At 73.0% G+C, this 13,267-nt stretch carries 13 protein-coding genes; 8 read left to right on the top strand and 5 right to left on the bottom strand.

The features are described from left to right. Window positions 1-77 precede the first annotated feature (77 nt). The 3 genes from OG435_RS21350 to OG435_RS21360 all read left to right on the top strand — a co-directional run bounded on the left by OG435_RS21350 (window position 78) and on the right by OG435_RS21360 (window position 3,202). The gene (locus OG435_RS21350) at window positions 78-1,010 is read left to right on the top strand and encodes an ROK family protein (RefSeq protein ID WP_266881954.1); all 933 of its coding nucleotides are present in this window, start codon (window positions 78-80) and stop codon (window positions 1,008-1,010) included. After that, the gene (nagA, locus tag OG435_RS21355) at window positions 1,010-2,176 is read left to right on the top strand and encodes an N-acetylglucosamine-6-phosphate deacetylase (RefSeq protein ID WP_266878769.1); all 1,167 of its coding nucleotides are present in this window, start codon (window positions 1,010-1,012) and stop codon (window positions 2,174-2,176) included. Before OG435_RS21350 ends, nagA begins: the two co-directional genes overlap by 1 nt. A gap of 105 nt (window positions 2,177-2,281) precedes the next feature. Next, window positions 2,282-3,202 (top strand): 1-phosphofructokinase family hexose kinase, encoded by a 921-nt coding sequence (locus OG435_RS21360; protein WP_266878771.1) that lies wholly within the window; start codon window positions 2,282-2,284, stop codon window positions 3,200-3,202. 19 nt (window positions 3,203-3,221) lie between these two features. Here the strand turns inward: OG435_RS21360 and OG435_RS21365 are convergent, their stop codons facing one another. Both OG435_RS21365 and cdgB read right to left on the bottom strand, forming a co-directional pair. Next, window positions 3,222-4,247, bottom strand: coding sequence for a CBM35 domain-containing protein (locus OG435_RS21365; RefSeq protein ID WP_266878773.1), 1,026 nt, complete (start codon window positions 4,245-4,247; stop codon window positions 3,222-3,224). A gap of 68 nt (window positions 4,248-4,315) precedes the next feature. After that, window positions 4,316-6,022: a diguanylate cyclase CdgB gene (gene cdgB, locus OG435_RS21370; protein ID WP_266878774.1), complete on the bottom strand. Its 1,707-nt coding sequence runs from the start codon at window positions 6,020-6,022 to the stop codon at window positions 4,316-4,318. Window positions 6,023-6,309: 287 nt separating this feature from the next. Here cdgB and OG435_RS21375 point away from each other — a divergent pair, with 287 nt between their 5' ends. Next, a complete protein-coding gene (locus tag OG435_RS21375) occupies window positions 6,310-6,912 on the top strand; it encodes a flavin reductase family protein (RefSeq protein WP_430625668.1) in 603 nt (200 codons plus the stop codon). Between the two features lie 44 nt (window positions 6,913-6,956). On the opposite strand, the gene arfB is transcribed toward OG435_RS21375, so the two are convergent. Continuing rightward, window positions 6,957-7,382 (bottom strand): alternative ribosome rescue aminoacyl-tRNA hydrolase ArfB, encoded by a 426-nt coding sequence (arfB, locus tag OG435_RS21380; RefSeq protein ID WP_250744548.1) that lies wholly within the window; start codon window positions 7,380-7,382, stop codon window positions 6,957-6,959. Window positions 7,383-7,568: 186 nt separating this feature from the next. Between arfB and OG435_RS21385 the strand changes: the two genes are divergently transcribed. Next, window positions 7,569-8,144: a TerD family protein gene (locus OG435_RS21385; RefSeq protein WP_243339523.1), complete on the top strand. Its 576-nt coding sequence runs from the start codon at window positions 7,569-7,571 to the stop codon at window positions 8,142-8,144. A gap of 85 nt (window positions 8,145-8,229) precedes the next feature. Then, entirely contained in the window at window positions 8,230-8,751 is a 522-nt protein-coding gene (locus tag OG435_RS21390) for a GNAT family N-acetyltransferase (RefSeq protein ID WP_266878780.1), read from the top strand. Between the two features lie 5 nt (window positions 8,752-8,756). Here OG435_RS21390 and OG435_RS21395 read toward each other — a convergent pair whose 3' ends face one another. Together OG435_RS21395 and OG435_RS21400 are read right to left on the bottom strand one after the other, a co-directional pair. Continuing rightward, complete coding sequence (locus tag OG435_RS21395; protein ID WP_266878782.1) at window positions 8,757-10,205, bottom strand: M1 family metallopeptidase; 1,449 nt, start codon at window positions 10,203-10,205, stop codon at window positions 8,757-8,759. A gap of 56 nt (window positions 10,206-10,261) precedes the next feature. Beyond that, window positions 10,262-10,819, bottom strand: coding sequence for a GlcG/HbpS family heme-binding protein (locus OG435_RS21400; RefSeq protein ID WP_266878784.1), 558 nt, complete (start codon window positions 10,817-10,819; stop codon window positions 10,262-10,264). Window positions 10,820-11,362: 543 nt separating this feature from the next. Between OG435_RS21400 and OG435_RS21405 the strand changes: the two genes are divergently transcribed. Continuing rightward, complete coding sequence (locus tag OG435_RS21405) at window positions 11,363-12,496, top strand: sensor histidine kinase (protein WP_266881958.1); 1,134 nt, start codon at window positions 11,363-11,365, stop codon at window positions 12,494-12,496. Further along, window positions 12,493-13,116, top strand: a complete 624-nt coding sequence (locus OG435_RS21410) for a response regulator (RefSeq protein WP_266878786.1) — start codon at window positions 12,493-12,495, stop codon at window positions 13,114-13,116. The genes OG435_RS21405 and OG435_RS21410 overlap by 4 nt, the downstream gene beginning before the upstream one ends. Window positions 13,117-13,267 lie beyond the last annotated feature (151 nt).

Here is a 13,267-nt window from a genome sequence, read left to right on the forward strand (position 1 = left end):
TATGGCCACTCAACAATCCCTCTCAGTGGACTAGACCTTTGCCCTCCGATCACGCGAGACTGTCACCCGTGAAACCCGTGAAACACGTCATCGCCCTCGATGTGGGCGGCACTGGGATGAAGGCCGCCCTCGTCGCCGCCGACGGCACCCTGCTCCACGAAGCGCGCCGCGCCACCGGCCGCGAGCGGGGCGCCGAAGCCGTCGTCGAGACGATCCAGGACTTCGCCGCCGAGCTCCTCGACCTCGGCCGGGAGCGCTTCGCCGCGACCGCCTCCGCGGCCGGCGTGGCCGTCCCCGGCATCGTCGACGCCGAGAACGGGATCGCCGTCTACGCGGCGAACCTGGGCTGGCGCGACGTCCCGATGCGCGAACTGCTCGGCAGACGCCTCGGCGGCATCCCGGTCGCCCTCGGCCACGACGTCCGCACGGGCGGACTCGCCGAGGGACGCATCGGCGCGGGCCGCGGCGCCGACCGCTTCCTGTTCGTCCCCCTCGGCACCGGCATCGCCGGAGCCATCGGCATCGCCGGCCGCATCGAGGCCGGCGCGCACGGGTACGCGGGCGAGATCGGCCACATCGTGGTCCGCCCCGGCGGCACCGCCTGCGGCTGCGGCCAGCGCGGCTGCCTGGAGACCCTCGCCTCCGCCTCCGCCGTCAGCCGCGCCTGGGCGGCCGCCTCCGGCGACGCCGAGGCAGACGCCGCGGACTGCGCCAAGGCCGTCGAATCCGGCGACGAGCGCGCCCGGGAGGTCTGGCTCGCCGCGATCGGCGCCCTGGCCGACGGGCTGGTCACCGCGATCACCCTGCTGGACCCGCGCACGCTGATCATCGGTGGCGGACTGGCCGAGGCCGGGGAAACCTTGTTCACACCACTACGGACGGCCGTCGAGGAACGCGTGACGTTCCAGCGGCTGCCCCACATCGTTCCGGCGGCCCTAGGGGACACCGCCGGATGCCTGGGTGCAGGGCTGCTCGCCTGGGATCTACTCGCCACGGAGGTACCTGCCTGATGTCCGGAAGCGCACATGTGGGCCGCAGCACCGTTCTCTCCGGCGCCGACGTGGTGCTGCCCACGGGCATCGTCAAGGGCGGGCGCCTCATCGTCGACGGCGAGCGCATCGCCGGCGCCACGGACGAGAACGCGGCCGTCGTCGACCTCACCGGGTGCCTGATTGTCCCCGGCTTCGTCGACACGCACAACCACGGCGGAGGCGGCGCCTCCTTCACCTCCGGCACCGCCGAGGAGGTCCTCAAGGGCGTACGGACCCACCGCGAGCACGGCACCACCACCCTGGTCGCCTCCACCGTCACCGACGACCTCGACGTGCTCGCCCGCCGCGCCGGACTGCTCGCCGAGCTGACCCAGCAGGGCGACATCGCGGGCATCCACTTCGAGGGCCCGTTCATCAACCCCTGCCGCAAGGGCGCGCACAAGGAAGACCTGCTGCGCGACCCCGACCCGGCCGAGGTCCGCAAGCTGATCGACGCCGCGCAGGGCTCCGCCCGCATGTTCACCCTCGCCACCGAGCTCCCCGGCGGCCTGGACTCCGTACGGCTGCTCGCCGAGCACGGGGTCGTCGCGGCGATCGGCCACACGGACTCCACGTACGACCAGACCTGCGCGGCCATCGACGCCGGCGCGACCGTGGCCACCCACCTCTACAACGCGATGCCCGGCCTGGAGCACCGCGCCCCCGGCCCCATCGCGGCCCTGCTGGAGGACGAGCGGGTCACCGTCGAGCTGATCAACGACGGCACCCACCTGCACCCGGCCATGCTGGAGCTGGCCTTCCACCACGCGGGCGCGAACCGGGTGGCGCTGATCACCGACGCGATGGACGCGGCCGGCTTCGGCGACGGGATCTACCACCTCGGCCCGCTGGAGGTCGAGGTCAAGGAGGGCGTCGCCCGCCTCGTCGAGGGAGGCTCCATCGCGGGCTCCACCCTCACCCTGGACATCGCCTTCAAGCGGTCGGTCACCCTCGACAAGCTCCCCGTCGAGTCCGTGGTCCAGGCGATCTCCGCCAACCCGGCCAAGCTGATCGGCGTCTACGACCAGGTCGGCTCGCTGGAGCCCGGGAAGTACGCGGACCTCGTCGTCCTCGACTCCGCCTTCGACGTCCGGGGCGTCATGCGGCGCGGCGAATGGATCGTGAACCCGCTCGCGGGCAACTGAGACGAGCCGGGAAGCGGTCGGCCCGGGGTACTGGGCCGACCGCTCCTTCATTTGGCATGCTGTGGCACCGCCAGAGGCGGCACACACCACGACCCGGGGCCCGCCATGATCCTGACCGTGACGCTCAACACCGCGCTCGACGTCACCTACCGCGTACCGCGGCTGCTCGCGCACGCCTCCCACCGCGTCACCGAGGTCACCGAACGCCCCGGCGGCAAAGGCCTCAACGTGGCCCGCGTGCTCGCCGCGATCGGCCACGAGGTCACCGCGACCGGCTTCGCCGGCGGCCCGACGGGAGCCCTCGTACGCGAGCTGCTCGCCGGCTCCCCCGGCGTCCGCGACGAGCTGGTCCCCTGCGCGGGCACCACCCGGCGCACCCTGGCCGTCGTCGACGAGGCCTCCGGGGACACCACGCAGTTCAACGAACCGGGCCCGCTGATCACCGCCGCCGAGTGGTCCGGGTTCCTCTCCCGCTACGAGGCCCTGCTGACGGGCGGCGCCCGCGCGGTGGCCCTGTGCGGCAGCCTGCCCCCGGGCGTCCCCGTGGGGGCCTACGCCACCCTCGTACGGGCGGCCCGGACGGCCGGCGTGCCCGTCCTCCTCGACACCAGCGGCGAAGCCCTGCGCCGCGGGGTCGCCGCCCGGCCCGACGTGATCAAACCGAACGCCGCCGAGCTCGCCGAGCTGACCGGGTCCCGCGACCCGCTCCCCGCCACCCGGGACGCCCGCCGGCGCGGGGCCCACGCGGTGGTGACCTCGCTCGGCCCGGCCGGACTCCTCGCCGCCACCTCCCGCGGCACCTGGCGGGCGGCCCCGCCCCGCACCCTGGCGGGCAACCCCACGGGCGCCGGCGACTCCGCGGTGGCGGGCCTCCTCTCGGCCCTGGTGGAGGGCGCGGACTGGCCGGCCCGCCTGACCCGCGCGGTCGCCCTCTCGGCGGCCACGGTCGCGGCCCCGACGGCGGGAGACTTCGACCCCCGCACCTACGAGGAGGTACGGGGGTCGGTGAAGGTCACGGAGGGCTAGGCCTGCTCCTCGGTGCTGATCAGCCCTTTTCGAGCCACAACTGGTCGATGTTGACCTGGCACTTGTTGCCGGCCTCGCACGACAGCTTGACCGTGTTGGTGCCCTCCTTGAGGGTCACCTGGCCCCAGGTCCTCTGCCAGCCCTTCTCCCAGTCGCCCTGGGGAGACTTCGCGAAGTTCTTCATGTTCAGTGGCGAGGTGTTCGGCTTGCCGTTCACCGTGAGGGTGGCGTTGGCGTCCTCGCCCGGGATGCCGTAGCGCACGTAGAGGCGGTACGTGCCCCCCTTGGGCAGGTCCAGCGTCCAGGTGACCGCCGCGCCCGGCTGGTTGAAGTTGCCGACGTACTGGCCGCTGGCGCTCTCCGCGCCCGGCACCGCGTTCGACAGGCCCGCATTGCCGCTGATGACCATGCCCGGACCGCCCGCGTCGCCCTTGGGCAGCGGGGCGTCCGCCGGGGCGGAGTTGCTCGGCTGGCCCGAGGGGGTGCTCTGGGCGGGTGCCGACGGGCTCTGGCCCGTGTTCGCCGTGTTGTTCTTGCCCTTGTCGGCGTCGTCGTCCTTGCCGAAGATCACCGCCGCGCCGATGCCGATCGCCACCGCGGCGACCACCGCGACGGCCGCGATGAGCATGCCCCTGCGGCTGGACCCGCCGCCGCCGTGACCGCCGCCGGAGCCCGGCAGCGGAACGGACTGGGTGTACTGCGGGGGCTGCTGCTGCGGCGGAACGCCGTAGCCGCCCGCCTGGAGCGCTTCGGGGGCCTGGTACTGGGCCTGGTAGGCCTGCTGCTGCGGGGGACCCTGCTGATAGGGAACGGGACCGCGCTGGCCGCCGTAGGGCCGGTCGCCGACCGTGCGGACCTGGTTGTACGAGGTCCGGGGCACGCCCGGCTGAGCGCCGCCCGCCGGTCCCGGGTAGCCGTAGCCGCCGCCCTGCCCGGGCGGGGTGGCCCCCGCGGCCTGGCCGTCCTCGTAGAGGTAGCCGAACGGGTCGTCATCCTCGGGCTGGTTCGCCCCGTTGTTCGGGCCGTGGTTCGCGGGCGTCGTCATCGCAGGTCACTCCTTTCGACCCCGGGGAGCCTACCCCGAACAGGTGCGCCCACGGGCGGCCCGAGAGCTTACCCGGCCCGGCGGTGCGCCTTCGAACGGGAGCGCTTCTCGATGTACATGCGCTGGTCGGCGGAGCGCAGCACCTCGTCGGCCGACATGCCGCAGCTCGCCCAGCCGATGCCGAAACTGGCTCCCACGCGCACCGCGCGGCCGTCCACCCGGATCGGCGGGATGATCGCGTTGCGCAGCCGCACGGCGAGATCGGCGGCGTCGGCGGCGCCCAGCCCGTCGGCGAGGACGACGAACTCGTCACCACCCAGCCGGGCCACGGTGTCCCCGTCCCGGACCCCGGTCGTCAGCCGCCGGGCGACCTCGATCAGGACCGCGTCACCGGTGTGGTGCCCGAACCGGTCGTTGATCGACTTGAACCCGTCGAGGTCGCAGAAGAGGACCGCGAGCCCCTTCGTACCGTCGTCGATGTCGGTCGCCGGGGCGACCGTGTGCACGTGGTGGTCGTACGGACCCCCCGCGGCCGAGCCGCCGCCCATGCCCCCGGGTCCGCCCATGCCGCCGGGGAACTCGAAGGGCTCGGGATATCCGTCGGGCCGGAACCCGTGCTCGCCCGGTGCCCCCTCCACCGAGGGCCGGGTCTCGAAGGCCGCGTCCAGCGCCTCCACGGCGGTGGCGCGCACCGACTGCGGGCGGCGGCAGAGCCGGGCCCCGAGCCGGGAGCGCAGCTCGGCGCTGTTGGGCAGGCCGGTCAGCGAGTCGTGGCTGGCGCGGTGGGCGAGCTGCAGCTCGTGCCGCTTGCGCTCCTCGATGTCCTCGACGTGCGTGAGCAGGAAGCGCGGCCCGTCGGCGGCGTCGGCGACGACGGAGTTGCGCAGCGAGACCCAGACGTACGTACCGTCGCGTCGCCCCAGCCTGAGCTCGGCGCGGCCGCCCTCGGCGGAGGTGCGCAGCAGGGTGCCGATGTCCTCGGGGTGCACGAGGTCGGAGAAGGAGTACCGGCGCAGCACGGAGGCGGGCCGGCCCAGCAGCCGGCACAGCGCGTCGTTGGTGCGCAGCAGGCGGCCGTGCTGGTCGCCGCCCATCTCGGCGATGGCCATGCCGCTCGGCGCGTACTCGAAGGCCTGGCGGAACGACTCTTCACTGGCGCGCAGGGCCTGCTGTTCGCGCTCCAACCGCACCAGGGCCCGCTGCATGTTCGCGCGGAGCCGGGCGTTGCTGATGGCAATCGCGGCCTGGAAGGCGTACATCTGGAGCGCTTCGCGGCCCCAGGCGCCGGGCCGGCGGCCGTTGCGCGGGCGGTCGACGGAGACCACGCCGAGGAGTTCGCCGCCGGAGGCGTACATGGGTGCGTAGAGCCGGTCCTCGGGGTGCCACTCGTCCTCGAACCGCGGGTCGGGGCCCTCCGTGTGCCACTGCGGTACGTCGTCCTCGACGAGGACCCAGCCCTCGGTGTGCGGGATGAAGCGCAGGCCGTCCCAGTTCTCGCCCATCGTCAGACGGCGTTCCCAGGAGGCGCGCGAGCCGACGCGGCCGGTGATCAGGGCTTCGGCGGCGGGGTCCCCCGCGAAGGCGGCGACGACCAGATCACCGTCGGGGCGAACGAGGTTGACACAGGCGAGTTCGTAACCGAGACCCAGGACGATGCCGTCCACGACGGTCTGCAGGGTGTCCGCCAGGCTCCGGGCCGTATTGAGCTCGGCCACCACCCGGTGCAGCTGCCGCAGGGTCGCAAGACGGACGTACGGCTCCGACTCGGTCTCCATTGCTCGCTCTCCCCGAGACCTCGACAGCAACTCCAGGTTTGCATCGGCGCTTCGTTGCGGTGTCCCGTCCACTGAATCACAGTGAGCTGTGCGGCAGGTACACAGGGTCAACAAATCTTGCCCTCTGTGACTCAAGTCACATGAGATGAATAAGGGTGACCTCCGCACCGTGTCCACTCGGGTCCGTCCCGGCGAGTTCACCCACCCTATTCCCGGAAGCAAACGATACGCCCGGCCCCGGGGAGGCCTAGGTCGACGGGCCGGGGAGCGGCTCCGCCCTGCGCCCGATGCGCCGCGCGAGGGGTGACAGTAGCGTCCCGACCGTGCCCCCAACGACCCCCGTGACACCACTTTCCGTACCCGCACCCCATGCTGTGGGGGTGAGCAACGACGAGTTCCGGGCCGCGATGTCCCGTCTGACCGCGGGCGTGTGCCTGATCACCGCGCAGGAACCCCCGCTGTCGGCCGGCAGCCGCGGCGAGGACGTCGGCATGACGGCGACCGCCTTCATGTCCGTGTCCCTGGAACCGCCCCTGGTCCTCGTCAGCGTGCGCGAGGGCTCCCGGATGGACGACCTGCTGGCCGAGCAGCCGCTGTGGGCGGTGTCGGTGCTCGCCGACCACCAGGTCCAGATCGCCGGCCGCTTCTCCATGAAGAACCGCATCAGCGACCGGCTGCTCTTCGCGGACCTCCCCTACACCCGCGGCGCGATCTCCGGCGCCCCGCTGCTGTCGGGGGCGCTGGCCACCCTGGAGTGCCGTACGGAGAACCGCGTCGAGGCGGGCGACCACACCCTGGTCATCGGCCACGTCCTCACCGCCGCCCAGCCCGCGCCGGACTCCCCGCCCCTGACGTACTTCCGGGGGCGCTACCGGCACCTGACGCCCTGAGCCCGGGGACGGGGACGGGGACGGAGCCACGCATACCCCGCCCGCTACCAGTCCCGCGCGTTCCGTCCCCGCTTGGTCTCGCCGCGGGCCTTCTTCTCGCGCAGCCGCCGCTCGTTGATCCCCCGGGGGATCTTCGTCGCCCGGCGCGCCTTCGGCGGCGGCGCCGTGGCCTCGGCCAGCAGCGCGGCCAGCCGGACCAGCGCCATCTCGCGGTTGCGGAACTGCGAGCGGTGCTCGGAGGCCCGTACCGTCACCACCCCGTCGACCAGCCGGGACGCGAGACGCTCCAGCGCCCGCTCCTTCCACACGTCGGGCAGCGACTTCGTCGCCGCGACGTCGAAGAGGAGCTCCACGCGCGAGTCCGAGGTGTTCACGTGCTGGCCGCCCGGCCCCGAGGACCGCGAAAAGCGCCAGGCGAGCTCGCCCTCGGGGAGCACGACCGAACCGCGGATGACATAGGGACCAGGCATGCCCCCTATGATCCGTGCCCGCCGGACCCCCGTCACCCGCATTTCCGCCCGCATCGCGGACAATTCTCCGAATGCGGAACCTGGCGCCCCTCTCCCCGCGTTATGAAGGGCAGCGGTAACTTGGGCACCCTCACGGTCGATACGACAAGTGAGACCAAGTGAGACTAGGAAGGGACACCAGTCACCATGGCAGTAAGCCTCTCCAAGGGCGGAAACGTCTCGCTCAGCAAGGAGGCCCCGGGCCTCGCGGCCGTCACGGTCGGCCTCGGCTGGGACACCCGCACGACCACCGGTGTCGACTTCGACCTGGACGCCTCGGCCATCGCGGTCAACGCGCAGGGCAAGGTCGTCTCCGACGGCCACTTCGTCTTCTTCAACAACAAGTCCACCCCGGACCAGACCATCGTGCACACCGGTGACAACCGGACCGGCGAGGGCGCGGGCGACGACGAGGCCATCAACGTCAACCTCGCGGGCCTGCCCGCCGACGTGGACAAGATCGTCTTCCCGGTCTCCATCTACGACGCCGAGACCCGCAGCCAGAACTTCGGCCAGGTCCGCAACGCGTACATCCGCGTCGTGAACCAGGCCGGCGGCGTCGAGATCGCCCGCTACGACCTCTCCGAGGACGCGGCGACCGAGACCGCCATGGTCTTCGGCGAGCTCTACCGCAACGGCGCCGAGTGGAAGTTCCGCGCCGTGGGCCAGGGTTACGCCTCCGGCCTGACCGGCATCGCCCAGGACTTCGGCGTCAACGTCTGACCCTGAGCACCCGCGTCCCAGGACGCGACTCAGCTGAAGCCCCCTCCCGGCCGTCCGGGGAGGGGGCTTCGCTACCGTTCGGTACGTGATCCTCCTGCCGCTCGCCCCCGTCGAGGACGGCGCCCTACCGGGCCCGGTCCTCACCGAAATCGCCACGCTCTACGCGACCAACCACGCGTTCTTCGAGCTCAGCGGAGATTTCCCCGACCCCGGCCGCATCACGGTCGAGCAGGTCGCCGCCGCCCTCGCCGACGAACTCGCCCACGAGGGCGCCGAGGTCCTCCTCGCCCGCTCCGCCGGACGCCTCGTAGGCCTGGCCGCCACCCTCGCACACCACCCGGACCCCGCGTCCGAGGATCCCGACCCGTGGATCGGCCTGCTGCTCATCGACGCCACCGCGCAGCGCGAGGGGTACGGCCGCGCCGTGGCCACCATGGTCGAGGACCGCTTCCGCGACGCCGGACGGTCGGGCGTACGGATCGCCGTGCTCGACGCCAACGAGAAGGCCCTCGCCTTCTGGCAGTCCCAGGGCTACGTCACCCTGCGCCAGGGAGCCGCCGACCGCGAGATGGGCCGCCCCTGCACCGTCCTGCGCAAGGCGCTGTAGCGGGGCTACGGGGCCTTCGTGGACGCTTTCGCGGGCGCCTTCGGGCGGTCCTTCCCGTACAGCCACACGTCCCAGACCTCCGACAGATCACGGCCCGTGCTCTCCTCCGCGTAGGCGGTGAAATCGGCCGTGCTCGCGTTCCCGTGCCGGTGGTCGGCGGCCCAGCCGCGTACGAGGGCGAAGAACTTCTCGTCGCCGACCTCCTGCCGGACCCGTTGCAGGACCATCGCCCCGCGCCCGTACACCGGGGACCCGGAGATCTCCTTCGGGCTCCGCGGGGCGGCCGGCGGGAAGGCCCCCCAGTCCGAGTCCGCCGCGCCGTCGACGCTCGTGTCCCCCGCGACGTAGGCGTCGAAGTGCTCCTGCGCGCTCGGACCGCCGTGGTCCTCGGACCACAGCCACTCGGCGTAGGTCGCGAACCCCTCGTTGAGCCACATGTCCTTCCAGGACTTCGGCGACACCGAGTCCCCGAACCACTGGTGCGCCAGCTCGTGCAGCACCAGTTCCTCGCTGCCGGGCGCCCCCGGGAACACCGGCCGGGTCTGCGTCTCCAGCGCGTAGCCGAGGCTGTGCGCGGGCAGCACGATCGCGCCCGTCGCGGAGAAGGGGTACGGGCCGAACCGCCGGCTGCCCCACTCCACCATCTCGGGCAGCCGCGCCAGCGCGGCCGCGCTCGCCGCCGCCTCCCCCGGCGCGACCGCCGTGTACACCGGGATCCCGGAGGCGGTCCGCCCGGTCGTCACCTCGAACTTCCCGACGGCCACGGTCGCCAGGTAGCTCGCCATCGGCTCCGCGGAGTGCCAGGCGAACACGGTCCGCCCCTCGTCCTCCCGCGTACGGGAACGCAGCTCGCCGTTGGACACGGCCTCGTACCCGCGGGGGACGGTCACCGTGATGTCGTACGTGGCCTTGTCGCTCGGGTGGTGGTTGCCCGGGAACCAGGCCATCGACCCGACGGGTTCGCCGACCGCGACCGCGCCCTCGCCGCCCGGGGTGACGATCCACCCCTCCTTGGACCCGTCCGGGTCGGTGACGGCCTTGGGCCGGCCGGAGTAGTCGACCTCCGTACGGAAGACCTCCCCCCGCTCCAGATCCTCGGCGGGGCGCACCGTCAGCTCGTTGCCGCTGCGGTTGAAGCGGGCCCCGACGCCCTGCACGCTCACCCCCTCCACCTCCAGCCCGCTGAGATCGAGGTTGAAGGAGCTGAGCCCCTGCTCGGCACGGGCGGTGATGACGGCGGTGGCGTGCAACTGCCCGTCGGCCGGGTCGTAATCGAGGTCCAGGGAGTAGTGCTCGACCTGGTAACCGCCGTTGCCGGCCTTGGGGAAGAACGGGTCGCGCACCCCCGACGCACCCGGCCGCCCCTGCACGGTCTCCCCCGTACAGCCCGAGGTGAGGGCGAGTACGGCGGCGACGGCGGGGGCGGCCAGGCGGGAGAGAACGCGGTGATCCACGCGTTCGAGCCTACGTCCCGCGACGCGCTGCCCGACGCTCCTCCTGCTCGGCGCCGCTACTTGTTGAGGGCGTCCACGCCGGCCTTGGCGAACTTCTCGTCCAGGTCACCGCTCGGGGCGCCGGCCACGCCGACACCCGCGACGGGGGCGCCATCGGCCTGGACGGGGGTGCCGCCGCCGAGGAAGAGGGTGCCGGGGATGTCCTTCAGGTTCGGGGTCTGCGCGAGGCGGCCGGCGAGCACCGAGGTCGGGGCGTTCCAGGACACGGCGGTGAACGCCTTGCGCTGCGCCGACTCGTAGGACTGCGGGCCCGCGCCGTCGCCGCGCAGCGTGACGATGGTGTTGCCGTTGCGGTCGACGACGGCGACGGTCACCTTCTGGTTCTCCTGCTCGGCGGCGTCCAGCGCGGCCTGGGCGGCGCGGGTGGCGGCGTCGATGGTGAGGTGCGTGGAGGTGGTGAGGTTCTTCTTGTCGCCGTCCTTCTTCGCGACGGCGACGGGGGCGGCGGCCGGAGCGGAGGCCGGGGCGGCGTTGGCGCTGACCGCGCCGAGGGCTCCCGCGCCGAGGGCGACGGCGACGGCGGTACCGGTGAGAACGCGGGTGCGGGTCTTCATGTCTGCTGCTCCTGTGAACGTCGGCACGGCGGGCTGTCCTGCCGTTGCTCCAACCCTCCCCCGGCCACCCCCACCACCCCGTCCCCGTACCGGCTCCGAACCCGCCCCCCACCGGCTGATGCGGGGGTCAACCGATCGGTCGATGCGGCCACCCCCCACGGGGCGCTTACCTGGCCCTTCGTGTTTCCAGCCGCCCGGGGTCTCTTCCAGCCGGCCCGGGGTCTCTTCCAGCCGTCCGGCGTTTGAGGACCGGGGTCCGGGGCGGAGCCCCGAGGGGTCCGGGCGCAGCCCGGTACCCCTTCCCAGCCCGTCCGGCGCTTGAGGACCGGGTCAGGGCGGAGCCCTGGGAACGGTGGAAGGGCGGGTAGGGGACACGCCCCGCGCAGCGGCACCCACCCGCACCACACCACGACCCGGCACCATGGAACGACCGCACCACCCCAGGAGCACCCCGTGACCAGCGCGCCCCCACCGACCCCATCGGCCCCGCCGACCCCGGTGACCACCCCACCCCAAAAAGACACCCGCGCCCTGGCCACGGTCATGCACACCGCCTTCTTCCTCCTCCTCGGCGCCTCCGTGGCCCGCTTCCTCCTCCGCCACCCCGACGAACCCCGCACCCCGTGGATCATCGCCCTCAGCATCACCCTGGCCCTGCTCTACGTACTCGGCCCCGCCCTCGGCGCCGCCCCCACCCTGCGCCGCCTCCTCTGGCTCGGCGTGGTCGTCACCGTCTGGGTGGTCCTCGTCGTCCTCGCGCCGAGCTTCGCCTGGTGCGCCGTACCGCTCTTCTACACGGCCCTGCGCACCCTCCCGCCCCGCGCGGCCGTCGTCCTCGTGGCCCTGCTCACCGTGTTCGTCGTCGCGGCCCAGCTCCGCCTCGCCCAGACCTCCGACCCGGGCGAGCCCTTCGACCCCAACCTCCTCCTCGCCCCGCCCGCCGTCGCCGCCCTCGCCACCGCCGTCTTCGTCCACATGGAGCGGCAGGCGGCAGCCCAGCGGACCCTGATCGACGACCTGATCCGCACCCGCCGGGAACTGGCCGCCACCGAACGCCGCGCCGGCACCCTCGCCGAACGCCAGCGCCTCTCGATGGAGATCCACGACACCCTGGCGCAGCACCTGTCCAGCCAGCAGATGCTCCTCCAAGCGGCCGACCGCACCTGGGACACCCATCCGGGCACCGCCCGCGCGCACGTCCGTACCGCCACCGACATCACCGCACGCGGCCTCGCCGAGGCCCGCCGCCTGGTCCACGACCTCGCGCCGGCCGAACTCGCCGGCGGCGCCGGCCTCCCGGACGCCCTGCGCGCGCTGGACGCGGGCCCCGAGATCGAGGTCCGCTTCCACCTGGAGGGTGCACCGGTCCCCCTCCCCGCCCGCGCGGAGCAGGCGCTGCTGCGCATCGCTCAGGGTGCGCTGGCGAACGTACGGGAGCACTCGGGGGCCCGTACCGCGGCCCTCACGCTGAGCTTCCTGGGCGACCAGGTCGTCCTGGACGTCGCCGACGACGGCCACGGCTTCTCCCCGACCCGCTCCACCGCGGGGGAACGCGGCCACGGCCTCCCCGCGATGCGCGCCCGCGTCCGCCAGCTCGGCGGCGCCCTGACCATCGAATCCACCGCGGGCGAGGGCACTGTCCTCTCGGCGTCGATCCCCCTGGAGTCCACCCCATGACCACGATCCTGCTCTGCGACGACCACGTCGTGGTCCGTGCCGGCCTGCTGGCCCTGCTCGGCAGCGAACCGGACATCGAGGTGCTCGGCGAGGCGGGCAGCGGCGAGGAGGCGGTCGCGCTCGCGGCCAAACTCCGCCCCGACGTGGTCCTGATGGACCTCCAGCTCGGCGAGGGCATCGACGGCGTGGAGGCCACCCGCCGCATCACCGCCACCCCGAACCCCCCGCACGTCCTGGTCCTGACCACGTACGACACCGACGCGGACATCACCCGGGCCATCGGCGCGGGCGCCACGGGCTACCTCCTGAAGGCGGAACGCCCCGAGGAGCTGTTCGCCGCGATCCACTCCGCCGCCCAGGGCCGCACCACGCTCTCCGCCCCCGTCGCCAGCCGCGTGATGGCCCACATGCGCGGCGGCAACCGGCCCACCCTGACCGACCGCGAGCTCGACATCCTCGGCCAGCTCGCCCGCGGCCTCGGCAACCGCGACATCGCCCGCGCCCTCTTCATCAGCGAGGCCACGGTCAAGACCCACCTGGGCCGCATCTACGACAAGCTCGGCGTCGACACCCGCGCGGGCGCGGTCTCGGTGGCCAAGGAGCAGCGCCTCCTCCCCTGACGGTTTCGTCGCCCCTGCACGGATCACATCGTCCATCCGTACGAGATCGCGCTCGTACGCCGCGCCGATCCCCCGCGGGCGGCGACACGACAGGCTCGTCAGTGCCCGGACCGCCCCGAGCAGGCCCGGGCGCCATCAGCCGTGTCGAGAG

Origin of the sequence: Streptomyces sp. NBC_01264, from assembly GCF_026340675.1 — a bacterium.
GTDB lineage: Bacteria > Actinomycetota > Actinomycetes > Streptomycetales > Streptomycetaceae > Streptomyces.